The sequence below is a fragment of the Lacibacter cauensis genome (genome assembly GCF_007830055.1).
In the GTDB taxonomy this organism is placed as follows: Bacteria; Bacteroidota; Bacteroidia; order Chitinophagales; family Chitinophagaceae; genus Lacibacter; species Lacibacter cauensis.
This window is the reverse complement of sequence record NZ_VLLE01000002.1, coordinates 598,659-622,730: the sequence shown is the minus strand read 5'-3', so window position 1 is coordinate 622,730 and position 24,072 is coordinate 598,659. Positions and strand designations below refer to the sequence as shown.

The window sequence follows — 24,072 nt, the reverse complement described above, 5'->3', positions numbered from 1 at the left end:
TAAGTATGTTTAGCTAAATAAACCGCCTTTACGTAATGTTTTTGAACCTTCGCCAATTTTGAAACCGTTGTTATAAATTTCAACTTTGTAAGCACCTTCTACAAACTTTGCACCTGGTTTCCACTCAATAGATACAGGAACTGTTTTGTTTGCAGAGAAGGTTAAGCTGGTCATTTTTGTAAATACTCTTTCACCTTCTTCTCTTGTGGTGAAACGACCGCTACCCAATGCTTCGTTGCTTACAACCTGGCCGGAAGGATCAGTAATTACTACATATACATCTTTTGTACCTTCTTCACCAACACGGTTAAACACATTGAACGACAGACGGATTTTATCTACACGCTTCGCAACATCTTTTTCTTTTTCTTTACCGTTACGACGCTCATCAATTGTTACAATATTGATGGCTGAAGCATTTAATGTAGATGCTACATCCAGTTTTTCTTCCACTACTTTCTTTTCTGCACTTGTTTGATCGTACTGCACCTGCAAAGCTTCTTTCTGTGTAGTTAATTCCTGCTTTTCAGTTTTCAGCTGGAGGTTTTCGCCACGGAGTGTTTCCACTTCTACAACATAACCACTGATTTTTTCATTCAACTCGTTAATTAAACGCTTGGCCTCTGCAAGGTCAGCTGCTGTTTTGTTTTGCTTGTTCAGGAGCGTTTGAATACGGCTCTTCATATTTGCAATTTCACCGTTCTTGGTTTTTACCAGGCTGTCCATGCTTGCATTCATGCTGGTTAATTCATCAAGGCGTTGCAGTGCAGCGTTGTATTCTGTTTGAATAGCGCCTTTGCTGCTATCGCTGGTGCTTAACTGCGCCTGCAGCTGCGTAGTCATTTCTTTTGTTTTTGATTTATCCCAGATGATGTAACCCCAAGTACCGAGTAAAGCTGCAATTAACAAACCATAGATAAGGCTACGATTGTTTTTCTGAGGCGCAGATGGGGTAGGTTCCTGCGGATTTGCTGAAGGATAATTTGAATACGACATACTATTTGATTTTAATTTTTAAAAAATTACATTTATCCATGGCTAACCAAACGCATATTCATCCCGATCGTCTGATGGTACTCGATATCGAAACAGTACCACAGTTTGCATCGTTCGAACAGTTGCCGGAAGTATGGAAAGATCTCTGGGCAGACAAAATTTCCAAAACCATGCCAGAAAATTTTTCGCTGCCTGACAGTTATCAGCAAAAGGCTGGAATTCAAGCCGAATTTGGTAAAATAATATGTATTTCTACCGGCTTTTTTTACACCGATAAAGGTAACCGTTTATGCTTCCGGTTAAAGTCGTATGCAGCAGATAATGAAAAAAAATTATTGCAGGCTTTCACTGCCGATGTAGAGAAGTTTTACAACACTACACCCGACATGCACTTTGCCGGCCATAACATTAAAGAATTTGATATACCATTCATCAGCCGGCGCATGCTCATCAACCAATTAGCCTTACCGGCTTTCTTGCAATTCAGCGGAAGAAAACCATGGGAGACCAACCTGGTTGATACCATGCAGCTTTGGAAATTTGGCGACTATAAAAACTATACATCCCTGCATCTGCTGGCCAACTGCCTGGGTATTGAAACACCAAAAGATGGAATTGACGGCAGCATGGTAAAAGACATTTACTACAAGGAGCAAAACCTGCAACGGATCGTAACGTACTGCCAGAAAGATGTGGTTGCGGTTGCCCAGATTTTTCTTCGCTTTCAACAATTACCTTTGTTGCCGCCGGAAAACATCTTTATTGCCGGCACCGAAACATGAGTGTAGAAAAAATCCTCAACGACTGGAAAAAGAAAAGCTTTAAACCTGTTTACTGGTTCGAAGGCGAAGAAGATTTTTATATCGATCAGTTGGTTGATGCAGCTGAACATAAAATCCTTGATGAAGCAGAAGCTGGGTTTAACCTTTCGATCTTTTACGGAAAGGATACCAACTGGAGCGATGTCGTGAATGCCTGTATGCGTTACCCCATGTTTTCGGATAAACAGGTGGTGATATTGAAAGAAGCCCAGCAAATGAAAGATATTGATAAGCTGGAAGGCTATGTAGCCAAACCGCTAGCATCAACCATTTTTGTAGTAGCGCACAAAGAAAAAAAAGTAGATGGACGCAGTAAGCTTGCAAAGTTGCTGAAGGATAAAGCGGAAGTATTGAGTACAAAAAAAATGTACGATAACGAACTGCCCGCCTGGACCCAAAGCTTCATTGAAAAGAAAGGTTACGAACCCACACAAAAAGCTGTTCACTTACTGGTCGATCATATTGGTAACGATCTCAGCCGTATTGCCAATGAAATAGACAAAGTAATCCTCAACCTCGGCAACCGTAAAACCATTAACGAAGACGATATTGAAAACTTCGTCGGCATCAGCAAAGAATACAATGTATTTGAACTGCAGAATGCAGTTGGTAAAAAGAACTTAGCCAAAGCCCTGCAGATTGTACAGTACTTTGAAGGCAATCCGAAAGCTGCGCCCATACAACTGGTGCTGCCATCGCTGTACAGTTATTTCTCCAAAGTATTTATGTTGTTTGGCGCACAGGGCGATGATAAAACCGTAGCAGCACAAACCGGCATCAACGCCTGGTTTTTGAAAGACTACAAAGCAACAGCCAGTGCTTATGGTTACGAAGGTGTGCAATCGGCCCTGTTGCTGATGCATCATTACAATCTGCGCAGCGTTGGTGTGGGCGATGTGGGTACAGAAGACGGATCGCTGTTGAAAGAAATGATCTATAAAATGATGATGTAGGGAAGAGGTGAGTGGTGAGTGGTGAGCGCAGTCGAACCACGGATAAGCGTATCGAGCGGAGTCGAGATACACTTTATCATCCTTCGACTTCGCTCAGGACTTAACGCATACGGTTGCATCAAAGCATCTTAAACAAACAACAAGCATTACCTTCGCAACGCAGAAAAATATGCAATCGCAAATCTAAAATCTAAAATAAGCCATGGCTTTAATGAAATCGATCTCCGGTATTCGTGGTACAATCGGAGGTGCTCCCGGCGACAATCTTACTCCCGTTGATATTGTAAAATTCACAGCTGCATACGCAACAATTCTTGGTAAAGGCAAAAAAGTAATTGTTGGTCGTGATGGCCGTATGAGTGGCGAAATGGTACGCAGCCTTGTGGTAAATACATTACTGGGTATGGGACTGCATGTGATCGATCTGGGTTTAAGTACAACACCCACCGTTGAAATGGCGGTGAAATTTGAAGGTGCAGACGGTGGCATTATTCTAACGGCATCGCATAACCCAAAACAGTGGAATGCGTTAAAGCTGCTGAATGAAAAAGGAGAATTCATCAGTGCAGAACTTGGTCAGCAGATGCTGGCGATTGCAGAAAAAGAAGCGTTTGCATTTGCACCGGTAGATGAGCTCGGCACTTATTCTGATGACGATACGTTGTTACAAACACATATTGATGCAATTCTTGTTCATCCGTTGGTGAACAAACAAGCTATTGCTGAAAAGAAATTTAAAGTGGTGCTGGATGCCATCAACAGTTCCGGTGCAGTTGCTGTACCTGCACTGTTAAATGCATTGGGTGTAACCGATATTACCGTATTGAATGCAGAGATGCATGGCAACTTTGCACATAATCCCGAACCGCTGGCCGAGAACCTGGTGGAGCTGTGCACAGAGGTAGTTAACCAAAAAGCACATATAGGTATTGCTGTCGATCCCGATGTAGATCGTTTATGCTTTGTTAGTGATGACGGCAGTTTGTTTGGTGAAGAATATACACTGGTGGCTGTTGCTGATTACATTTTATCGAAACAAAAAGGGAATACAGTTTCCAATCTTTCATCTACAAGAGCATTGAAAGATGTAACCGAAAAACATGGCGGCGAGTATTTTGCCAGTGCAGTAGGAGAGGTGAATGTGGTGAAGATGATGAAAGAAGTAAATGCAGTCATTGGTGGTGAAGGTAACGGCGGCATTATTGATCCGCAGTTGCACTATGGCAGAGATGCATTGATTGGTATTGCCTTGTTCTTAACCCATCTTGCACAAACAGGATTAAGCACAGCTGCACTCCGCAAAACTTATCCGGATTATTTCATGAGTAAGCAAAAGATCGATCTGCCAAAAGGTACCGATGTAAAAGCAATTCTTGAAAAAGTAAAAACACAATACGCAGCACAACCCGTGAACACAGTTGATGGTGTAAAAATTGAATTCGATAAAAGCTGGGTGCATTTGCGCAGCAGTAATACCGAACCCATTATCCGGGTTTATTCAGAAGCAGCAACTGTTGAAAAAGCTGATGCATTGGCAAATGAGGTGATGGATGTGATTAAAGGGTTGATGTAATTCATTTGCTGTCTCAATCGGCAGTAATCACCTTATCTTTGCAGCCTCATTTCCCTTAAATCATGAACCGTATTTATTTCGACAACGCCGCAACAACAGCCATCGATCCACAGGTAGTGGAGGCCATGTTACCTTTTCTGCAAAATGGTTTTGGCAATCCTTCATCCATCTATTCGTTTGGCCGGGAAACGAGATTAGCCATTGAAAACTCCCGTAAAACTGTAGCGAAAATTCTCAATGCACACCCGGCAGAAATTTTCTTTACCAGCGGAGGTACAGAAAGTTCAAATACAGCAATTACAGCATCGGTTCGTGATCTGGGTTGTACCCACATCATTACTTCGAAAATTGAGCACCACGCCACTTTACATACTGTTGAATACCTCGACAACCGTGATGAAGCAAAAGTGAGTTATGTAAACGTTTTGCCCAACGGCCATATCGATCTGGAGCACCTGGAACAACTGCTGGCTTCAACAGAACAAAAAACATTGGTTACACTTATGCATGCCAACAACGAAATCGGTAACATCACCGATCTGCATGCGGTGGGCAATCTGTGTAAAATGTACAGTGCTATTTTCCACAGCGACACGGTGCAAACCATCGGCCACTTCAATTTTGATCTGCGCAGTACACCCGTGCATTTCATCAGCGGTTCGGCACATAAATTCCACGGACCAAAAGGTGCAGGACTTTTGTACATCAACGAAAACGTACACATCAAACCCTACATCCATGGCGGCGGACAGGAACGCAATATGCGTGCAGGAACTGAAAACGTCTACGGCATTGTAGGCTTTGCCAAAGCATTACAGATTGCCACAGACAAATTGGAAGAAGAAAGCGCTTATATCCAAAGCATCAAATATTACATGATCGAGCAATTGAAGAAACACGTTAAAGGTGTAAGTTTCAATGGCGATCCGATGGGCCGCAGCAACTACACTGTGCTCAATGCCAGTTTTCCCAAATCAGAAAAATCAGAAATGTTGCTGATGAATCTCGATATGGAAGGCATTTGTGCATCGGGCGGCAGTGCATGCACCAGTGGTGCACAGCAAGGCTCGCATGTAATTCGTGCCATCAACAGTAACCCTAACCAGATACCTGTTCGTTTCTCCTTCAGCAAATACAACACAAAAGAAGAAGTGGATATTGTAGTTGAAAAACTGAAAACCCTGATTTAAGTTTTCGGCCCGCAAAAAAGCCGGTAGAGAAATAGATGTTGAGCGTAAGAAAAAGTTCAATAATTTCCAGCATTAAATTATTGATTATGCGCTTTTCAAATCTTGTATTGCAGATTACTGCTGCAACCTTGTTGCTGTGTTCCTGCAAGGAGCTTCCGTCAAATGCAACAACTGTTACCACATCTGCTTATCCCGAATATATTAAGCAATCGAATATTTATGAAGTGAATGTTCGGCAATACACGCCCGAAGGAACATTCAAAGCGTTTGAAGCAAACCTGCCACGGTTGAAAGAAATGGGCATGGACATTCTCTGGTTTATGCCGATTACCCCCATCAGCAAAGCAGATCGCAAAGGTGCGTTGGGCAGCTATTATGCAGTGGCCGATTACACTGCCGTTAATCCCGAGTTTGGTACACTGGACGATTGGAAAAACCTGGTGAACAAAGCACACGAACTCGGCTTTAAAGTAATTACCGATTGGGTAGCCAACCATACCGGTGCCGATAACAGGTGGATGCAAAGCAACCCCGATTTTTTTGTAAAGAAAGCCGATGGCAGTTTCGCCTACGCATTCGACTGGAGCGATACCCGTGACCTCAACTTCTGGAATCCTGTTTTGCACGACAGCATGATCAATGCCATGAAGTTTTGGTTAACCGAAACAAACATCGATGGCTTTCGTTGCGATGTTGCAGGCGAAGTACCCCGCAGTTTCTGGCAGAAATGTATTGCCGAATTAAAAACGGTGAAGCCCGATATTTTTATGCTGGCAGAAGCAGATGTTGCGTGGATACATGATGCAGGTTTTCATGCAAGCTATGGCTGGGATGGTTTTGCCAAAATGAAAAAAGTAGCTAAAGGAGAGGCGAGTGCAAGGGTGCTGGATACAGTGCTTCGTCACCTCGACGAAAGCTTTAAACCTGATTATATTAAAATGTACTTCACCAGCAACCACGATGAGAATAGCTGGAATAAAGCCGACTACGAAACAATGCCCGGCGAAATACATGCACCGTTTGCGGTATTAACACAAACATGGAAAAATACATTGCCGTTAATTTACAGCGGACAAGAAGAACCTTTCCTGGATTCGATTTCCTTTTTCTATAAAGACACCATTACGTTTGGAAAGTACCAGCGTGCTGCTTTTTATAAAACCTTACTGGGTTTACGAAAGAGTACTGCTGCTTTAGCAGTTGATGCAGCTTATACAAAACTGCAATCAGCAAACGACGATGCTGTTTTTGCTTACACAAGAGAAAAGGATGGTAAGAAAGTATTGGTGATTTTGAATCTTTCAAATAAACCACAAACAACCAAACTGCAGGGAGCTATTGCCGGCGAAGCACAAAATGTATTCGCCAATAAGAAAGAGCATTTAACCGATGGGCAGGAATTTGTATTAGCGCCTTGGGGTTACTTAGTGTACTCTTATTGATAAGCTGTAATGGGCGATAAACATCTTGCTTTTCTTATGCCGATGATGATCGGTGGATTTGTTTATTGGGCTTTCAATGGCTTCAAAGGAAAGTACAATGAAGAATTGGCTGAAGAAAAACAGAACAGAAATTTCTGGACCGGTTACCTATTGCTGGCTATTGTTGCTATAGCTGTTGTTTTATTTCTATTAAGCAAATAGTTCAATCAGGAACGTTTGGTGTGTACAGCAAGTACATGTTTGTTTTCTGTAAGTACGTTTGTTGTTTTCTTCACATCCCACAAATGTTTGCGTGCAAAAGCAGCCGCCTCCGGCACATCAATAATGGGCAGCGGATAATCTATACCCAACTTTATGTTGTGAAGTTGTTGTTCCATTTCGCTCATCAGCCATGGTTCATGAATAAACTCCACCGGCACATTTGCTAATTCAGGAATCCATTTTTTGATAAACAATCCTTCAGGATCATGTTCTTTTCCCTGCTTTATCGGGTTATAAATACGTATGGTATGCACACCCATGGTACCGGCCTGCATTTGAAACTGCGGATAATGAATGCCCGGTTCATAATCTAAAAACTGTTTAGCCAAATGGTTTGCTCCGGCTTGCCAGGGTTGCCACAAATGATGTGTAAGAAAAGATGCCAGCATACTGCGCATGCGAAAATTTAAATAGCCCGTTTGGGTTACACAACGCATACAGGCATCAACCAATGGTATACCTGTTGCGCCATTTTTCCAGGCAGTTACATAGGTTTCATTGATTGTTGTTCGAATAGCATTGAACCCACGATTCAGGTTTTCAAATTCCATGCGGCATTCGCTTTCAAACTTTTGAATAAAATGACAATGCCAATGTAACCTTGCAATAAAAAAATGTAAGGGTCCTTTGTATGTTGTTGTTTCAATTGTCCTGAGTGTAGACTGGTACAGCTGCTTCATACTAATGTTGCCATAAGTTAAATAAGGCGAAATGCGGCTGCAGCTTTTCCTGCTTTCTTCCGGCTTGGAAATATGTTTGCTGTAGGTTCTGCAGCGTTCGTTCAAAAAAGAGAGAAGGTAGCGCCAGGCAGCTGTTTCGCCTCCCGGTTGAAACAAGGAATTTTTTGTTCGGATCGTTTGCGGAAGATGAGCTGCTGCATCCAAGTTGTTGATTGTTGGGGGAAGTGAAACGGGCTTTATTTCCTGAAGCAGCACTGTATATTCAGGTGATGCCATCGTTTCATTCCACTTTTCACTCCACTTGTTTCTGTTTTTCAATCCACGAATAATACCATTCGTAGGAAACTCCTGCCACTGTATCTTTTGTTGTTTGCAAAAGGCAGCCACTGCTTTATCACGCTTGTAGCTGATGGCATTACCAATTTCTTCATGCGAATAAATACTGTTGACGTAGAAATGTGTTTGCAACTGTTCAAGTACCGGTAATACTTCTGCATGTAACGAAAAGAAAGAAATACGCTGTTGAAGCAGCTTTGTTTTCATTTCGTCAACCGATTCGTAAATAAAGCGCCAATGCCGTTCATCGCTGTCTGCAGCATCCATCAGGCTTGGTTCAAAAAAATGCAGGAGCAAAACCGGCAAACCACGCTTGATCGCTTCCGATAAAGGTGCATGATCGGTAAGTCGCAAATCTTTTTTAAACCAAACAATAGTGATTGCTTCCTGCATGCATCAACAAACAATGCAGTCTGTTTTTTGTTGAGCTTAAACAGCGATTGATTGTAAGAGAACGATCAACTCAAAAAGCCCAATGCTTTAATTAATTCATCGGGCAGTTTGGGTAACTTTCTACGTTCAATTAAATAAGTTGAAATCGCAGCAAGGTCTTTAAAGATGTAATGTTGCTGCACAGCACCTTCTAAATAACCGGCGCCGCTGGTATTACCTGTACCTACACGCATACCAATCATGCGTCGAACCATAACATAATGTTTATGTCGCCAACCTGCAAGCCAATGATCAATTTCAATTAAGGTATCGAGTATTTGAAACGAAGTTTGAAACACGGGAAAGTCCCTGTACAACATTATAAACAACGCACTTCGCATCGCCGCATCGCTGAACGAACCATCTGCCTGTTTCTCATCAATAAACTGTGCATCAAAATCAGCCAGCTTCTGTTGCTCACGTTCAGTTAAACTGTTGGCATAAATGCTGCGGTAATCATTCCAGAACGGATGCAGCGTAGTTGATGGATACAATGCAGCATATCCTTTCCAGAATTTTTCGTCAAAAAAGGGCATACGTTCCAGCCATTGATTAACCAGTTGAAGAATGGTCGCCGATGCTTCAAAGGAATTGATCTCGTTAAAGTCGTTTGCAGCAAAACCACCTTCGTTGGTACGTTTGTAATAATCGTGCTGATGACGTTTTTCCATTTTCAATCCAAGCGTTGCTTCAATTAAACGGAACTGCTTGCTTTGAAAACCCGAAGCAGGGGTGAGGAGGTTGCGGAACTCCAGGAAATCCATCGGTGTCATGGTATCAAGGATCGTTACCTGTTGGTTGAGCAAAGCAAGAATGCTCGTTATACGTTGTAAACGGTGACGGCACAAATTCAAATCTTCACTGTTATCATCTACTTTGTCCTTGCTGAACACTTTTTTTACAAACTCCAGTTCAAACAAAATCTGTTTAAACCAAAGTTCATAAGCCTGGTGAATAATGATGAACAGCATTTCATCATGCGCAGGTGCTTGTCCTTCGGCAAAGCTTAATGGATGCTGGCTATCGAGAATTTTTTCTAATTGCAAATAGGAGGGGTAGTACTGCCCGTTATCTTGTTTCATACGCAAACATTGTTGCGGCAAGATTAATCAAAATCCTTCATTCAAGGCTGTTACTGTTTTCCAAATCAGGTGCTGTTGAAGCCATAATTAAAAAGCAGGATCGTTATCAAAACTGGCTTTATTTTTGCGTAACAACACACTATGCAAAAGAAACTGCTGACACTCATTTTTACCGCATCAACTTTTCTTTTTTCAACAGCACAGGATTTGCGTTTAAACCTGTTTGGCGGCATGGCCAATTACAATGGCGATCTGCAGGCCAAACCTTTTACGTTTCAGCAGGCACGTTATGCAGTTGGTTTATGGGCCAGTTACGATATCAACCCGTATATTATGCTTCGTGGTGGTTTGCATTTGGCGAACCTGCGGGCAGAAGATCGTTTTCAAACAAATCCTTTTAACCAATTACGAAACTTAAGCTTCAGTACAAATATTTACGAATTACATGCCGGTGCAGAATATCATTTTCTTGGTATGGATAACCGTGTATTTTCACCGTACGTGTTTGGGGCATTAGCTGGTTTTTATTATAATCCTTACGCCTACGATCGGACAGGTAATAAAGTTTTCCTGAAACCATTGTCAACCGAAGGACAGGGCTTACCCGGTTACCCAGATCGGAAACCGTACAGCTTAACACAGTTTACAGTTCCGCTTGGAATTGGTGTACGTATGGTATTAACAGACAGGTTTGATGTAGGTGTAGAATTTGGCTACCGGAAAACCTTCACCGATTACATGGATGATGTGAGTAAGACCTATGTTGACCCTGCCGTTTTACTTGCCAACCGTGGACCAAAAGCAGTTGAAATGTCGTTCCGCACACCCGAATTACCAACACACAGCGGCGATCCTTATCCGCCGAATTTGCAGGTGAGAGGTGGCAGCCAGTACGACGATAATTACTATTTCCTTGGAGTTACACTTAGCTACCGCATAACAGGCGGGAGCAGGGGTAATACGGGCAGCGGAAAAGCTGGCCGAAAGCGGTCTTCGCTGGGCTGTCCAACCAATGTTTTTTAATAAAATTTTCAAGCCGGATTCGCTCCGGCTTTTCTTTTCCACAAAAGCCTTTAATTTGTTGAAAAACAGTGTAAATAAACACTTGTTGAAGTGCGTATTGCCCTCCGTTTTCGGTATCTTTGACCGCTTTATTTTTTACTATGGATCAAACAGAAAATACAATGGAAAACGGTCAGGATAACAACGGCCGCATTATTCCGGTTAATATCGAAGAGCAAATGAAAACAGCCTACATCGATTACTCGATGTCGGTAATTGTTGGACGTGCACTTCCTGATGTGCGGGACGGTTTAAAACCGGTACATCGCCGCATTTTGTACGCCATGAACGAGCTGGGGCTTCAGTACAACAAAGCCTACAAAAAAAGTGCGAGAGTTGTGGGTGAGGTGCTGGGTAAGTATCACCCGCACGGCGACAGTTCGGTATACGATGCCATGGTGCGTATGGCCCAGGAATGGAGCATGCGGTACACCTTGGTCGATGGTCAGGGTAACTTCGGTAACCAGGATGGTGATGGTCCGGCGGCTATGCGTTACACAGAGGTACGTATGGAACGCCTTACCGAAAGCATGCTGAATGATATTGACAAAGAAACTGTAGACTTCCAGAATAACTTCGATGACTCCGAAACGGAACCTACTGTACTTCCAACCCGCATACCACAGTTGCTGGTAAACGGCTCCAGTGGTATCGCCGTAGGTATGGCTACCAACATGATGCCGCATAACCTCAGCGAAGTAATTGACGGTTGCGTGGCGTATATCGATAACCGTGAGATCACGATTGACGAACTGATGCAGTATGTAAAGGCTCCGGATTTCCCCACCGCTGGAACTATATTCGGCATGGAAGGCATCAAAGCCGGTTACCACACTGGTCGTGGTCGTGTTGTATTGCGTGGAAAATTAACGGTTGAAACCAAAACCAGTGGTCGTGAACAAATCATCATTACCGAAGTGCCTTACCAGGTAAACCGTGATGCTTTGACCGATAAGATCGGCCAATTGGTAAACGACAAGGTTATTGAAGGTATCGTTCACGTAAACAACGAAAGTAACCAGAAAGAAGGTACTCGTATTGTGGTTGATCTGAAGCGTGATGCAGTAGCAAACGTTATCATCAACCAGTTGTTCAAATACACCGAACTGCAGACTTCTTACGGCATCAACAACGTGGCGCTTGTAAAAGGACGTCCCAGAACACTCAACCTGAAAGACATGATTTCAGAGTTCGTCGAGTTCCGTCACGAAGTGGTTGTACGTCGTACCAAATACGAATTACGCAAGGCGCAGGAGCGTGCACACATCTTACAAGGTTATTTAATTGCCTTGGATCACCTCGATGAGGTAATTGCTTTGATCCGCAGCTCTGCCACACCGGATATTGCCAAGGATAACCTGATCAATGCAGGATGGGGATTGGATGAAATTCAGGCCAAAGCCATTCTGGAATTACGTCTCCAGCGTTTAACAGGCATGGAACGTGACAAGATCAAACAGGAGTACGACGAACTGATGAAGTTGATTGCACACCTGAATGAAATCCTCTCAAATGAAACCATGCGTTTCGAGCTCATCAAAACCGAACTCCTGGAAGTAAAAGAACGTTTTGGCGACGAGCGTAAAACAGAAATTACTTATCTCGATAACGAAGTACGTATTGAAGACCTCATCAAAGAAGAAGATGTGGTGATCACAATTTCACATCATGGATACATCAAACGTACATCTGCTACCGAATACCGTCAGCAGAAGCGTGGTGGCAGGGGAGCAATCGGTAGCAAAACAAGAGAAGAGGATTATGTAGAACATCTCTTTGTTGCATCTACCCACCACACACTGTTGTTCTTTACCGAAAAAGGTCGTTGTTACTGGCTGAAGAGCTACGAAATTCCTGAAGGTGATAAGACCAGCAAGGGGCGTGCAATTCAAAACCTGATGCAATTACCACCGGATGATAAGGTGAGAGCGATCATTGATGTTGCCAACCTCGACGATGAAGAATTTGTAAAGAATCATTACATTGTACTCTGCACCAGGAAGGGTATTATTAAGAAAACGCTTTTAGAAGACTTTAGCAGACGTCGTGCAACCGGTGTGAATGCGATTACCATCGTAGAAGGAGATCAGTTACTGGAAGCGAAGATGACCGATGGCAACAGCGAAATTATGATGGCAGTGAAGAGCGGACGGGCCATTCGTTTCCCTGAAGAAAAAGTAAGACCGACCGGCCGTGGCGCAATTGGTGTTGCCGGTATTGAAGTGGATGACGAGCACGACGAAGTGGTTGGTATGATTTGTGTAAACAGGGAAGACGCAACAAGGACAGTATTGGTAGTAAGTGAAAAAGGCTACGGTAAGCGTACAGCTGTTGATGAGTACCGTATTACGAACAGAGGTGGTAAAGGTGTGAAAACAATCAGCGTTACAGACAAAACAGGCCCTTTAGTTGGTATGCTTGAAGTAACCGAAAAAGAAGACCTGATGATTAGTTGTAAGAGCGGTATCACCATCCGTATGAAGGTTGCCCAAATCAGTGAACAGGGCCGTGCAACTCAGGGTGTAAAGCTGATTCGTGTGGATGATGGCGATGAAATTGCAGCCATTACACGGTTAGATGAAAGCAACATTGAAGAAGAAGTTGTTGAGACAGAAAGCAGTGATGCAACGAAATCAACACCTGAAGCATCTAACGAAAACACTACGCCAACCGACGAAGAAACAAACACCGAATCAACTGATAATCAGTAAAAAAAACAATAATTATCAAAATAAAAAAGAAAATGAAAAAATTTCTTTTCGCAGCGATTGCTGTACTGTTTGCCTGGAGTATTTCGGCTCAGGATATTAAAAAGATTCGCAGTGCTTACGACAAAAAAGACTGGGCAAAAGCAAAGGACGCAGTAGACCAAGCTTTGGCAACAGAAAAAGAACAAAAGAACTGGGAAGCCTGGTATTATAAAGGAATGATTTATGGTCAGATTGCAAAAGATGCAAACCTGAAGGCATCGGTTCCGGATGCATGGATGCAGTCGTTCGAAGCTTATCAAAAAGCGATGGAGCTTGACAGCAAGCAGACTGAAATTTCCATGATGACCAAAAGCTACCCGGTATTTGAGAACTACCTCGAACTCCAAAAGGAAGCAAACGCTTTTTACAACTCAGGCAATTACCAGGGTGCGTTAGATAATTATAAGAAAGCCGACAAAGTTGGTCGTTTCATCTTCAAAAATAAATGGGCTCTCAGCGAAGTAGACACCATCTTGTATTATTATGCAGGCGCTGCAGCAATGCAACTTGAAAACAAGGAAGAAACAGTAAGCTTCTTCCAAAAGATTGCTGATGCAAAGATTGGTGGCGATGGTTTTGACGTAGTTTATCGTTACCTCGCTTATTATTACGAGCAAAAGAAAGATGCAGAAAACGCTAAAAAATATGCAGATATTGGTCGCCAGCTTTATCCGAAGGATTCATACTACGACAAAGTAGAGCTGGACAAAATGCGCAAAAACGGAGCAGACCCGTTGGAGGTTTTCAAGAAATATGAAACTATTGCAGCGTACGACCCGAAGGATTACGAAGTACGTTATGACTATGCAGCTGAAATCTTCAACTGGATCTTTATGGATAACAAGGCAACAGCAGAACAACGCCCTGTATACTTCGACAAAATGATTTCTGTTTTAAAAAACTGCATTGAGCTGGATCCCAAAACCGCTGATGCGCACCTGTTAATGGGTAAGATCTATTACAACGAAGCGGCGTTTATCCAGGACGAAATCAAAAAAATCAAAGGAACAACTCCTGCAGATACCCAAAAGAAAGCAGACATGAAGAAGAAAATGGACGAAAAGATGAAGGAAGCAATTCCAAGTCTTGATAATGCGTACAACATCTTCAGCGCAATGACTGCAGACCAGTTAAAAGACAGACGCACGAAGAACGAATACAAGTCTACCGTATATCTTTTAACCGAAGCACACCGTTTCCTCGGCAATAAAGATAAGGAAAAAGAATATGATGCAAAATATCAGGCATTAAATCAATAATAATTGATTATCAATAAAAAAGGCTGTTCATTTGAACAGCCTTTTTTATTCTGTTCAACCATCTAAACGCATTACTATGTCATTGCTGTTAAACCGTAATAACTTTGGAGCCCCTGCAAATGCAGGTAATGTACTGAGTCGACACGACGCTGAAACGTTGCTGAATGACTGGGTTAAAAATGAACGATTAAAGCTGCATATGCGGCAAGTAGCTCAACTCATGAAAAGCTGGGCCGCCGAAATGGAGCAACTGGATGAAGCTGGCCAGTGGCGTTGGGAAATGGCAATCAAAAATGGACAAGCTGCTGTATGCATTTGATGAGCTTAGCGGACTGATTCATGCTTACAGCTTAATGCGGCCGGAGGGTTATGCGGGCATGGAATTGAAAGGAGTAAAAAAGCGGCTGAAAGAAAAAAGTTTTGCCGCCAACGTTAACCGAGATGAAATTGCTGATGCGCTCAACAGGGCAGGCCTTGATATCGATCAGCTGATCCCGTTCATCATTGCTAAGCAGCAAATGTAGGTTTGAAATTGTCTTTTAGCTGCTTAACATAAAAATTTCTTATATGATTTCTTAGCGGAGGGATTGAATTATTTGGGTGTAGCTCCCGACAGCGCCGCCCGTGTTCAGGCGGACATCCTGCCTTGGTGCTTGTGCGCAGGGGGATGTTCGCCTGAACACGGGCGGCAGTTGGAAGGGGGCGGTACGAGAAATTATATAAGACAATATTATGTTTAAATAGCTACGGGTTCAGTGGTTCTGGATTCGTAAGTTTTAAAAAACGAATCCTGAACATATGGAAGAAAAAAATGGGGACATAGAAAAAGAAATGAATAAAGAGGGAGAAGCTATCGAAGATAGATTTTCCCTTGATTTTTATAAGAAGTATGCTAATGTTCCACCACACATGTTACAGGAAGGTGAAATCCATTGGTATATGAAAATGAATGGTGAACTTGTTTTCTTATCGGTAGATAGAGAAATAATTACCGACCAAGCAAAAATTGATAGATTTTTAAACTGGATGTGGGATTGTCAGGAACGAATAAGCAAAATGTCGAACAAGTCTGTAAAAGACCTTTGTGACATTAAAGGCTTACCATATCGAGACCGTTAAATTTCAGAATGTTCTCTAATTCTTCAAAGTAATAATCCTTTCCATTTTTAACGTATCCTACAACTACATAGATTTTCATTATTCGTTCCTCTGGTGTAAGGTCGGAATCAATATTAAGCGATTCATTATTTGTAGCTTGCTGCTGTTGCTGCCCAGCAATACATGCAATAATATTTGTTATTGATGTGCTGATTGATTCACTAAGGGGTAGTCCACTAAGTTTGTCTGCATAATATTCCCTTAATTTAACCGCTGTTACAAAGTCGTAGTGTTTCATGCTTTAAATTTAAAGTAAGCCACGAAAGAAGCGGGTTGTTCCGGATCATTTCTTTTTTCGTCCCCATTTTTTTTCTGTGCGGCTATTTAACATAATATTAATTATAAGAAAAATATTTACTTTAGGATTTGATAATCAACCTTTAAAGTATTGCAGCTCATCTTGGAGATTTAGATATGGATGCTCCTGTGCAAGCTGAACTGCCTTTTCATAATGTTGCTTTAGAAATGCTTGGTGCTGTTGCGATTCGGGGTTAAATGCTTTGTGATTTTTCGCCGTTACAATTTGCCGGATTGTTTTGATTAAACTTTTCGTTTCTTCTGTAAATGCACATTCGCTGAACTTATCCATTACAAACTGTGTAGCAGCGTAATTGGGATGTGCCAGATCGATATCGTAAAAACGATAATCACGCAGCACATCAATAACCAGCTCATAAGCCGGGAAATAAAACAACCGATCGAACTTATTTACGAGATGATGCACGGTTTCAAGCAAACGGGCCTTGCTGCGGTTATTTTCCACAACGCCATCACGCAGATGCCTTACTGGACTGATAGTAAAAATGATCTTTAGCCTGGGATTAAAATGAAACAGCTGGTGAATGGTATTGTCCAGCAAAGCAATTTGCTCATCTATGGGCAATAAATGCTTTGTAAACCATTGTCCGGGAGCCTTGTGACAGTTGGCAACAAAACGGCCAGCATCATTCAGCTTATACACAAACGACGAGCCTAGCGTAATAATAAGCCAATCGGCATCTTTTAAAAAATGATGCGCTTCGGTTTGCGACTGATTTATTGCAGTTAAAGCAGCTTCCAGTGATGGATTGGAGAACCGGCTATGATGATCCCAGCTCTGCCAAAGTTCATTATAATGAAACAAATCCGCAGCGGCATACTGTTTATGTTGAATGTACGAAACCAGGCTCCGGGCTACACTTTCTGTCTCAAACAAAATACCATTAGGATTTTGTAAAACATTAAATTTCAAATCGCTAAGATTATTTCCAATATGCTCTGTAAAACAACTTCCGATAAGTAAAAGCTTCTGCTGATGCGTGATCGGCATCGGCAAAGGCTTCAAATCAATATGTGCAAAAAAGTTCATCAGTTAAATATTTCGGCGGCTAAATGCAGGCTGAGCTGCAAGGCTTCAGCATTCAAATGCAGCGATTCTTTGTTTTCAAAAAAACTCAACACTTTCGTTGTATCCATGTTACCCACCAATTCATCATTGGCCATCGGACAACCGCCGATTCCCAAAAGTGCAGAATCGAATCTTCGACAGCCAACCTTGTAAGCAGCCTCGAGTTTTTCTCTCCAGTTAACGGCGGTTGAATGCAGGTGAACACCTATTTCAACCTCAGGCATGTTTCGGATAAGATGACCGGTTACACGTTTTACCTGGTCGGCCGTTGCCAGCCCCACAGTATCTGCAAGTGAAATAATCTCAATTCCCATATTGGCCAGTTGATTAGCCTTTTCAAAAACGATCTCTTCCGACCACGAGTCGCCATACGGGTTACCAAATCCCATCGACAGATAAACCACCAGTTGCTTATTGTTTCTAATACAGAGTTCCTGAATCGCCTCTACCCTTTTTAACGACTCTGCGATTGAACTATTCGTATTTCGATGCTGAAATGTTTCGGAGACAGATAGCGGAAACCCGAGGTAACTGATTTCGTTGTACAAAACAGCCTCTTCGGCTCCTCTTTCATTGGCGATAATGGCCAACAGTTTCGATTTTGAACCGGTTAAGTCAAGCCCGGCAAGCACCTGTTTCGTATCGGCCATTTGTGGAATAGCTTTGGGCGATACAAAACTTCCAAAGTCGATCGTATCAAACCCTACCTGTAACAAAGCATTGATGTAAGCGATTTTCTTTTCGGTAGGAATCATCTGTTTCCACCCCTGCATAGCATCACGTGGACATTCGATAAGTTTAATTGAATGCTGCTCCATTATTTCAACTTAAGAGAGTTAGGAAAAAAGGTTAAGCTACCCTCGCTGCTTCATCCCTTCGTACAGAATCATTGCCGTTGCTACACCTACATTTAAACTTTCAAAATCTCCTTTCATGGGAATTTTAAACGTTTCATCGCAAATCTTCATCAAACCTGGAAAAACACCTTTCTCTTCTCCTCCCATTACAATGGCACAAGGTTCTTTAAAATCGCAAGTGTAAATACTTTTCTTTGCTGTCATTTCACTCGCCAATACTTTGATGCCGTTAAGATGCAGATCATCCACCGCTTTCATTAAACTGTTTACACGGCATACAGCAATTTGTTCCAATGCACCGGCACTGGCCAGTATCGCATCTTCATTCAACGCCCCCACTCCTTTATCCGGAATGATGATAGCCTGTGCACCACAGCATAAAGCCGTACGTGCAATACCGCCGATATTGCGTACATCGGTAACACCATCAAGAATAACAAACATCGGTGCTTCACCTTTCTCCACTACCCAATCAATTACCTGCTGCAGATCCTGGTAACGAATCTTCGAAAGCTGTGCAACAATACCCTCATGATCGTTGACATTAAAACTGTTCAGCTTTTCAACCGGTACTTTATTAATGGGCACCTGTTGCTTATAAGCCAGCTTTTGAATTTCATCGGCTACATCGCCATGCAAATTACTCTGCATGTAAATACGATCGAGTTGTTTGCCTTCCTGCAATGCTTCAAGCACGGCAATACGGCCAATTACTAATGAAGACTTTTTGGGACGTTGTTGTTTTTGACGGAACTGTTTCACATTGCAAAGAAACATAAAAAAGAAACCCACAAACCTTTCGGTTTATGGGTTTGAACCACATTGATGGTTTATTGGGTTATTTTAAACCGAAAGCTTTTTTCACTTTCGATACATAATCTAATTTCTCCCAGGTAAACAACTCAACTTTTACTTTCTTCACTTTACCATCGGGACTCTTGAATGATTTCTCAACCACTTCAGGAACACGACCCATGTGACCATAAGCTGCTGTTTCACTGTAGATCGGGTTACGCAATTTCAAGCGCTGCTCGATGAAGTAAGGACGCATATCAAAGATGCCTTCAACAATCTTTGCAATTTCGCCATCGCTCAAATCAACCTTTGCTGTACCATATGTATTTACGTTGATAGAGGTTGGCTTGGCAACACCAATTGCATAAGAAACCTGTACCAGCACTTCATCGCACAAACCTGCAGCAACAAGGTTCTTTGCAATATGGCGTGTTGCATAAGCAGCAGAACGATCTACTTTAGAAGGATCTTTACCGCTGAACGCACCACCACCGTGTGCACCTTTACCACCGTATGTATCAACAATGATTTTACGACCTGTTAAACCAGTATCACCGTGAGGCCCGCCAATTACAAACTTACCTGTTGGGTTGATGTGGTATTTAATGTCGTTGTTGAACAACTTAGCGTACTTTTTATATTTTGACTTAATGCGAGGGATCAGAATATTGATTACATCAGCTTTGATCTTCGCCAGCATTTTTGCTTCGGCATCAAAATCATCGTGCTGTGTAGAAATTACAATTGCATCAATACGAACCGGGCGGTTGTTATCATCGTATTCCAATGTTACCTGGCTCTTTGCATCTGGACGCAGGTAAGGCATTTTCGAATTCTTCTCACGACGGATAGCTGCTAATTCAATTAACAGATTATGTGCAAGATCCAACGCCAATGGCATGTAATGCTCTGTTTCGTTAGTTGCATAACCAAACATCATACCTTGATCACCAGCACCTTGCTCTTCTTTCTTCTTACGATCAACACCTTGGTTAATGTCGGCACTCTGCTCATGAATAGCGCTTAACACACCACATGAGTTTGCTTCGAACATATACTCGCTCTTAGTATAGCCAATCTTTTTAATTACACCACGTGCAATGTCCTGTACATCCAGGTAAGCTTTCGATTTTACTTCACCGGCCAACACAACTTGTCCCGTTGTAACCAGTGTTTCGCAAGCCACCTTCGACTGCGGATCAAAAGCAAGAAAGTTATCAATCAACGCATCACTGATCTGGTCTGCAACTTTATCAGGATGTCCTTCAGAAACTGATTCGGATGTAAATAAATAAGGCATAAAATAATGAGTTTATAAGCTCCGATGGTTTAGCTCGGAAAGCCGCAAAGATAGGTTATGAAATAATTCAAAAGTTATTGCTTGGAGTAATAGATACGCACATACATCTTTTGTGAGGGATGCGCACCTCCGCCTAACTGCACCCTGCCATAAGCCAGCGGGTTAAGGTTGGAGGATCCGATTTTCTTATTACTGAAACGGGGGTAATACGGCGCCGAAAGTTTAAAATCTCTGCGGGTGGTCTTCCCGGTTACAAGACTCTGAACATAACTCGTCATGTTGAAACGATACTCAGCGATTTTGTTGCTGGCAATATCCTGAATGTAATTCGGATTACCACCGGTGTACGCTGTTTCAATATTAAACACCGTATCTAACTGGCGGGGATTAAGGAAAAACGAGTTTACAAAATAATAAGGCTGATCAAACGGAATCGGCTCAACATCATTCGTTGCTGAATAACTGAAAAGGTGCAGGTAAGGAGGAACAAAAATGCTTTCCTGTGCTACCGGACCTTGATATACTTGCTGGGCCACCAATTCTGCACGATGAATGATGTAAGATTTGTTGCGGATCGTATCTAACCCTGGTACCGAAACACGTACAGCTGTTCCGGGACCGCTTTGCAAATAAACCAGGCTCGAAGGCTGCGTATTATTCAAAAATGGAGCAACTGTACTACCGTTGTAATTGCGGTAAACTTTGTTTGCACTGGCACTGCGGATTGTATCTGCTACAAAATTAAACCGCACAGCAGCCGTATCAAACTTGCCTTCTCTGTTCAGCTGACGATAGTAAAGGCTGATACGTGTTTTCGCATTGTTCAACTGGAAATAGCTGATTGCATTTCCGCTAACTGTTGTATCAGGAACAATTGCTAAACCGTTGAAGAAGTTTTTAAAAATGGTATCGTTACGGAATGCGCCATTCACATTATCCTGATCGAGTAATGAACGGCCAAACGCATCATTTAAACGAATACGTAACTGGTTAAAAATACTGTCGTCGGTATAACGTGTGTTGTATTTTTTATTACGGATTTCAGCAACAGTGTACGATGTTGATCCTAACAAATCACCCGTTGAAAAATTCGGTAAAAATGTAAGTGGATAATAAATGTTCGACTTAAATGTTGGATCGGACAGTTTGTAAACATTTACTTTCGTCAGTGCATTGGTATCGCCATACAAGCCATTAAATGAAAGTGATAACACACAAGAGTCGAGGTATAAACTGTCTTTTGCTACTGCAAAAGAAAAAGGATACGACGATGGCAGAAACTGCGCCGAAATTGAGGCACTTGTGGTACCAAACATCGGGTCGTTAACCCAACCTAATAAATATTGCTCGCTTTTATCTAGAAGGATAGAGTCCTGATCGAGGAACGAATAGGTTTGAACAGGAAGAACAAGCGTATCGGTGACAAGCCTGTCACCGCCTGGCAATAAATCACCACCTAATCTTGTACTCTCGAGCTTGGTACAACCGTTCAGAATAAAAACAAACAAAAAAGAAACAGCTAAAAACGTAGTACTTCTGCGCATCTCCGGTGTGAGAAAGTTCATAGAATGATGACAATATTATTTCGCCGAAAGGTCGGTATATAGTTGTAAATAGTCTGTTAAATCACCATCAGGATTAAATGGCAACACTTTCTTACCACGCACTTTGCCAAACTCTTCAAGCAGTTTTTTATCAACCTTTTCAGCTCCAAAAGTAATTGCATCTGCATACGTAGCACCGCCACGGAACATGGCTGTGTTGTTGGTATCCTTGTAGGGCTCAAGGTCTTTGTCTTTGATGCTTGCGTGAATATTGGCAAGCTTCAAAAACTTAGCACCGAGCTTTTCCTTAAATGTATTTTGACCAACGGTGAAGATGAGTTTGCTGTTACCAAATACCGGCTCCTTCTTGTAAGCGGTTTGCAGGTACATGGGTATTAAACCGGTCATCCAGCCACTGCAATGAATAATGTCTGGAGGCCATCCGAATTTTTTTACTGTTTCCAATGCGCCTTTACAAAAGAAGATCGTACGCAGATCATTATCATCGAACCATTTCTCGTTCTCATCATGATAAATGAATTTGCGTTTAAAGAAATCTTCGTTTTCGAGGAAATAAACCTGCAAACGGGCATTCGGCAACGATGCTACCTTAATCTGCAATGGATAATCGTCGTTGTCTACCGATACATTGATACCACTTAAACGTACAACTTCGTGTAAACGATGACGACGCTCGTTAATAACACCAAAACGTGGCATTATGCAACGGATCTCAAAACCACTCTCATTTGCTTTAATTGCCAACTGATTTACGATGGACGAGAAATCTGTTTCCTCCAGATACGGAGACATTTCACTGGCAATGAATAAAATTCTTTTCTTTGCTGCTACCATTACTGATTGTTAAAGAAACGTTACCTGTTAAATAAGGTGTGCAAAGGTAGTGGATTTTATGCAAAAGGCCCTGATTATGGCTGTTTTGCACGCAAAAACAATACTTTATGCTCATTTTTCATACTATTCCGGAATTGCAAATCTATTTACAGAGTGCAGGAAAAAAGGGGCTTAAAACAGGGTTTGTTCCTACCATGGGCGCCCTCCATAAAGGCCATCTCTCCCTCATACAACAGTCAAAAGCTTATACAGACATTAGCGTTTGCAGCATTTTTGTAAACCCTACCCAGTTTAACGATCCAAACGATTTTTCGAAATACCCGATCACCCTTAGCGCCGATATTGAAAAATTGCTCGGCATTGGCACCGATGTGTTATTTCTGCCATCAGTTGCTGAAATTTACCCTGCAGGAACTGCTAACCTCCCCCATTACGAACTTGGCTTTTTGGAAACAGTTCTGGAAGGGCAATACAGACCAGGGCATTTCCAGGGTGTTTACCAGGTTATGAAAAGATTACTGCAGATTGTTGAAGCAGATGATTTATTTATGGGGCAGAAAGATTACCAACAGTGTATGGTTATTCAACAGCTGCTTCAACAGGAAAACATATCCACCAAACTGCACATTGCGCCTACCCTTCGTGAAGAAGATGGCTTGGCCATGAGCAGCCGTAACATGCGTTTAAACCCGCAGCAACGAATAACAGCGGTATACATTTACAGAGCGCTGCTGCAAATGAAACAACAGTTGCAGCCGGGCAACCTCAACAATATCAAAGAGGCCGCAACCGCACTTTTAACAAATAATGGTTTTACGGTTGATTACACAGAGCTTGCACATGCAACAACACTTGAACCACTTACCCAGTGGAACGGTACCGATCCTGTTGTTGCATTGATTGCTGCTTACCTTGGCGAAGTGCGTTTAATTGACAACATGGTATTAACGCACTAAGCAGTTTCATTAAAAAGATTCCTTATAAATTTGCTGTATGGAAATTGAAGTATTAAAGTCGAAGATTCATCGTCTTGCCATTACAGAAGCCAATCTGCATTATGTTGGCAGCCTTACATTGGATGAAGACCTGATGGATGCAGCGAATATGATCGAGTACGAAAAGATACAGGTGGTGAACGTAAACAATGGAAATCGCTTAGAAACTTATCTCATAAAAGGCAAACGTGGAAGTGGTGTTTGTTGCCTTAACGGCCCCGCTGCACGTCAAGGTGCTGTTGGAGATGTGGTAATTATCATATCTTACGCAACCATGAAGTTTGAAGAAGCAAAGAACTTTAAACCATGGGTGGTATTTCCCAAAGAATCAAATAAACTCTAAC

At 42.2% G+C, this 24,072-nt stretch carries 24 protein-coding genes; 14 read left to right on the top strand and 10 right to left on the bottom strand.

Annotation, left to right across the window (positions count from 1 at the left end):
* Positions 1 to 9: 9 nt before the first annotated feature.
* Positions 10 to 996: a DUF8428 domain-containing protein gene (locus IQ13_RS02650; RefSeq protein WP_144884221.1), complete on the bottom strand. Its 987-nt coding sequence runs from the start codon at positions 994 to 996 to the stop codon at positions 10 to 12.
* Between the two features lie 38 nt (positions 997 to 1,034).
* Here IQ13_RS02650 and IQ13_RS02645 point away from each other — a divergent pair, with 38 nt between their 5' ends.
* From IQ13_RS02645 to IQ13_RS02620, 6 genes are all read left to right on the top strand, one after another.
* Positions 1,035 to 1,778 (top strand): 3'-5' exonuclease, encoded by a 744-nt coding sequence (locus IQ13_RS02645; RefSeq protein ID WP_144884219.1) that lies wholly within the window; start codon positions 1,035 to 1,037, stop codon positions 1,776 to 1,778.
* Positions 1,775 to 2,770, top strand: a complete 996-nt coding sequence (gene holA / locus IQ13_RS02640; protein ID WP_144884217.1) for a DNA polymerase III subunit delta — start codon at positions 1,775 to 1,777, stop codon at positions 2,768 to 2,770. Before IQ13_RS02645 ends, holA begins: the two co-directional genes overlap by 4 nt.
* Positions 2,771 to 2,981: 211 nt before the next feature.
* The gene (gene glmM, locus IQ13_RS02635; protein WP_242009464.1) at positions 2,982 to 4,343 is read left to right on the top strand and encodes a phosphoglucosamine mutase; all 1,362 of its coding nucleotides are present in this window, start codon (positions 2,982 to 2,984) and stop codon (positions 4,341 to 4,343) included.
* A 62-nt stretch (positions 4,344 to 4,405) separates the two neighbouring features.
* Positions 4,406 to 5,533, top strand: a complete 1,128-nt coding sequence (locus IQ13_RS02630) for a cysteine desulfurase family protein (RefSeq protein ID WP_144884213.1) — start codon at positions 4,406 to 4,408, stop codon at positions 5,531 to 5,533.
* An 86-nt stretch (positions 5,534 to 5,619) separates the two neighbouring features.
* Positions 5,620 to 6,975 (top strand): alpha-amylase family glycosyl hydrolase, encoded by a 1,356-nt coding sequence (locus IQ13_RS02625; RefSeq protein ID WP_158637286.1) that lies wholly within the window; start codon positions 5,620 to 5,622, stop codon positions 6,973 to 6,975.
* Positions 6,976 to 6,984: 9 nt separating this feature from the next.
* Positions 6,985 to 7,176 carry a hypothetical protein gene (locus IQ13_RS02620; protein ID WP_144884209.1) on the top strand — a complete coding sequence of 64 codons (192 nt, stop codon included), beginning with the start codon at positions 6,985 to 6,987 and terminating at the stop codon, positions 7,174 to 7,176.
* 5 nt (positions 7,177 to 7,181) lie between these two features.
* On the opposite strand, the gene IQ13_RS02615 is transcribed toward IQ13_RS02620, so the two are convergent.
* The gene (locus IQ13_RS02615) at positions 7,182 to 8,645 is read right to left on the bottom strand and encodes a cryptochrome/deoxyribodipyrimidine photo-lyase family protein (protein WP_144884207.1); all 1,464 of its coding nucleotides are present in this window, start codon (positions 8,643 to 8,645) and stop codon (positions 7,182 to 7,184) included.
* A 65-nt stretch (positions 8,646 to 8,710) separates the two neighbouring features.
* Positions 8,711 to 9,766 (bottom strand): tryptophan 2,3-dioxygenase family protein, encoded by a 1,056-nt coding sequence (locus IQ13_RS02610; protein WP_144884205.1) that lies wholly within the window; start codon positions 9,764 to 9,766, stop codon positions 8,711 to 8,713.
* A 141-nt stretch (positions 9,767 to 9,907) separates the two neighbouring features.
* Here IQ13_RS02610 and IQ13_RS02605 point away from each other — a divergent pair, with 141 nt between their 5' ends.
* The 6 genes from IQ13_RS02605 to IQ13_RS02585 all read left to right on the top strand — a co-directional run bounded on the left by IQ13_RS02605 (position 9,908) and on the right by IQ13_RS02585 (position 15,956).
* Positions 9,908 to 10,789, top strand: a complete 882-nt coding sequence (locus IQ13_RS02605) for a DUF6089 family protein (RefSeq protein WP_144884203.1) — start codon at positions 9,908 to 9,910, stop codon at positions 10,787 to 10,789.
* Positions 10,790 to 10,929: 140 nt separating this feature from the next.
* A complete protein-coding gene (gene gyrA, locus IQ13_RS02600; protein WP_144884202.1) occupies positions 10,930 to 13,539 on the top strand; it encodes a DNA gyrase subunit A in 2,610 nt (869 codons plus the stop codon).
* 32 nt (positions 13,540 to 13,571) lie between these two features.
* Complete coding sequence (locus IQ13_RS02595) at positions 13,572 to 14,837, top strand: tetratricopeptide repeat protein (protein ID WP_144884200.1); 1,266 nt, start codon at positions 13,572 to 13,574, stop codon at positions 14,835 to 14,837.
* 76 nt (positions 14,838 to 14,913) lie between these two features.
* Positions 14,914 to 15,156 (top strand): hypothetical protein, encoded by a 243-nt coding sequence (locus tag IQ13_RS21450; RefSeq protein WP_199758154.1) that lies wholly within the window; start codon positions 14,914 to 14,916, stop codon positions 15,154 to 15,156.
* Positions 15,131 to 15,361 carry a hypothetical protein gene (locus IQ13_RS21445; RefSeq protein ID WP_199758153.1) on the top strand — a complete coding sequence of 77 codons (231 nt, stop codon included), beginning with the start codon at positions 15,131 to 15,133 and terminating at the stop codon, positions 15,359 to 15,361. Before IQ13_RS21450 ends, IQ13_RS21445 begins: the two co-directional genes overlap by 26 nt.
* Before the next feature lie 274 nt (positions 15,362 to 15,635).
* Positions 15,636 to 15,956, top strand: coding sequence for a hypothetical protein (locus IQ13_RS02585; protein ID WP_144884198.1), 321 nt, complete (start codon positions 15,636 to 15,638; stop codon positions 15,954 to 15,956).
* On the opposite strand, the gene IQ13_RS02580 is transcribed toward IQ13_RS02585, so the two are convergent.
* The 7 genes from IQ13_RS02580 to IQ13_RS02550 all read right to left on the bottom strand — a co-directional run bounded on the left by IQ13_RS02580 (position 15,928) and on the right by IQ13_RS02550 (position 22,733).
* On the bottom strand, positions 15,928 to 16,233 hold the full coding sequence (locus IQ13_RS02580; protein ID WP_144884196.1) for a hypothetical protein: 306 nt from the start codon (positions 16,231 to 16,233) through the stop codon (positions 15,928 to 15,930). The genes IQ13_RS02585 and IQ13_RS02580 overlap by 29 nt on opposite strands.
* Before the next feature lie 135 nt (positions 16,234 to 16,368).
* Positions 16,369 to 17,343 (bottom strand): GSCFA domain-containing protein, encoded by a 975-nt coding sequence (locus tag IQ13_RS02575; RefSeq protein WP_144884194.1) that lies wholly within the window; start codon positions 17,341 to 17,343, stop codon positions 16,369 to 16,371.
* Positions 17,343 to 18,200 (bottom strand): hydroxymethylglutaryl-CoA lyase, encoded by an 858-nt coding sequence (locus tag IQ13_RS02570; protein ID WP_144884192.1) that lies wholly within the window; start codon positions 18,198 to 18,200, stop codon positions 17,343 to 17,345. The genes IQ13_RS02575 and IQ13_RS02570 overlap by 1 nt, the downstream gene beginning before the upstream one ends.
* Positions 18,201 to 18,236: 36 nt before the next feature.
* Positions 18,237 to 19,001, bottom strand: a complete 765-nt coding sequence (rlmB, locus tag IQ13_RS02565) for a 23S rRNA (guanosine(2251)-2'-O)-methyltransferase RlmB (protein ID WP_242009463.1) — start codon at positions 18,999 to 19,001, stop codon at positions 18,237 to 18,239.
* A 76-nt stretch (positions 19,002 to 19,077) separates the two neighbouring features.
* Entirely contained in the window at positions 19,078 to 20,334 is a 1,257-nt protein-coding gene (metK, locus tag IQ13_RS02560) for a methionine adenosyltransferase (protein WP_144884190.1), read from the bottom strand.
* A gap of 74 nt (positions 20,335 to 20,408) precedes the next feature.
* On the bottom strand, positions 20,409 to 21,899 hold the full coding sequence (locus tag IQ13_RS02555) for a DUF4270 domain-containing protein (RefSeq protein WP_144884188.1): 1,491 nt from the start codon (positions 21,897 to 21,899) through the stop codon (positions 20,409 to 20,411).
* 15 nt (positions 21,900 to 21,914) lie between these two features.
* A complete protein-coding gene (locus IQ13_RS02550) occupies positions 21,915 to 22,733 on the bottom strand; it encodes a glycogen/starch synthase (RefSeq protein ID WP_144884186.1) in 819 nt (272 codons plus the stop codon).
* Between the two features lie 107 nt (positions 22,734 to 22,840).
* Between IQ13_RS02550 and panC the strand changes: the two genes are divergently transcribed.
* On the top strand, positions 22,841 to 23,689 hold the full coding sequence (gene panC, locus IQ13_RS02545) for a pantoate--beta-alanine ligase (protein WP_144884184.1): 849 nt from the start codon (positions 22,841 to 22,843) through the stop codon (positions 23,687 to 23,689).
* Positions 23,690 to 23,726: 37 nt separating this feature from the next.
* Entirely contained in the window at positions 23,727 to 24,071 is a 345-nt protein-coding gene (gene panD, locus IQ13_RS02540; protein ID WP_129128842.1) for an aspartate 1-decarboxylase, read from the top strand.
* Position 24,072 lies beyond the last annotated feature (1 nt).

Bases quoted from the DNA above. Each gene is read 5' to 3' on its own strand.
- IQ13_RS02650 (WP_144884221.1), bottom strand. From the start codon at position 996: ATGTCGTATTCAAATTATCCTTCAGCAAATCCGCAGGAACCTACCCCA.
- IQ13_RS02645 (WP_144884219.1), top strand. From the start codon at position 1,035: ATGGCTAACCAAACGCATATTCATCCCGATCGTCTGATGGTACTCGAT.
- holA (WP_144884217.1), top strand. From the start codon at position 1,775: ATGAGTGTAGAAAAAATCCTCAACGACTGGAAAAAGAAAAGCTTTAAA.
- glmM (WP_242009464.1), top strand. From the start codon at position 2,982: ATGAAATCGATCTCCGGTATTCGTGGTACAATCGGAGGTGCTCCCGGC.
- IQ13_RS02630 (WP_144884213.1), top strand. From the start codon at position 4,406: ATGAACCGTATTTATTTCGACAACGCCGCAACAACAGCCATCGATCCA.
- IQ13_RS02625 (WP_158637286.1), top strand. From the start codon at position 5,620: ATGCGCTTTTCAAATCTTGTATTGCAGATTACTGCTGCAACCTTGTTG.
- IQ13_RS02620 (WP_144884209.1), top strand. From the start codon at position 6,985: ATGGGCGATAAACATCTTGCTTTTCTTATGCCGATGATGATCGGTGGA.
- IQ13_RS02615 (WP_144884207.1), bottom strand. From the start codon at position 8,645: ATGCAGGAAGCAATCACTATTGTTTGGTTTAAAAAAGATTTGCGACTT.
- IQ13_RS02610 (WP_144884205.1), bottom strand. From the start codon at position 9,766: ATGAAACAAGATAACGGGCAGTACTACCCCTCCTATTTGCAATTAGAA.
- IQ13_RS02605 (WP_144884203.1), top strand. From the start codon at position 9,908: ATGCAAAAGAAACTGCTGACACTCATTTTTACCGCATCAACTTTTCTT.
- gyrA (WP_144884202.1), top strand. From the start codon at position 10,930: ATGGATCAAACAGAAAATACAATGGAAAACGGTCAGGATAACAACGGC.
- IQ13_RS02595 (WP_144884200.1), top strand. From the start codon at position 13,572: ATGAAAAAATTTCTTTTCGCAGCGATTGCTGTACTGTTTGCCTGGAGT.
- IQ13_RS21450 (WP_199758154.1), top strand. From the start codon at position 14,914: ATGTCATTGCTGTTAAACCGTAATAACTTTGGAGCCCCTGCAAATGCA.
- IQ13_RS21445 (WP_199758153.1), top strand. From the start codon at position 15,131: ATGGACAAGCTGCTGTATGCATTTGATGAGCTTAGCGGACTGATTCAT.
- IQ13_RS02585 (WP_144884198.1), top strand. From the start codon at position 15,636: ATGGAAGAAAAAAATGGGGACATAGAAAAAGAAATGAATAAAGAGGGA.
- IQ13_RS02580 (WP_144884196.1), bottom strand. From the start codon at position 16,233: ATGAAACACTACGACTTTGTAACAGCGGTTAAATTAAGGGAATATTAT.
- IQ13_RS02575 (WP_144884194.1), bottom strand. From the start codon at position 17,343: ATGAACTTTTTTGCACATATTGATTTGAAGCCTTTGCCGATGCCGATC.
- IQ13_RS02570 (WP_144884192.1), bottom strand. From the start codon at position 18,200: ATGGAGCAGCATTCAATTAAACTTATCGAATGTCCACGTGATGCTATG.
- metK (WP_144884190.1), bottom strand. From the start codon at position 20,334: ATGCCTTATTTATTTACATCCGAATCAGTTTCTGAAGGACATCCTGAT.
- IQ13_RS02555 (WP_144884188.1), bottom strand. From the start codon at position 21,899: ATGAACTTTCTCACACCGGAGATGCGCAGAAGTACTACGTTTTTAGCT.
- IQ13_RS02550 (WP_144884186.1), bottom strand. From the start codon at position 22,733: ATGGTAGCAGCAAAGAAAAGAATTTTATTCATTGCCAGTGAAATGTCT.
- panC (WP_144884184.1), top strand. From the start codon at position 22,841: ATGCTCATTTTTCATACTATTCCGGAATTGCAAATCTATTTACAGAGT.
- panD (WP_129128842.1), top strand. From the start codon at position 23,727: ATGGAAATTGAAGTATTAAAGTCGAAGATTCATCGTCTTGCCATTACA.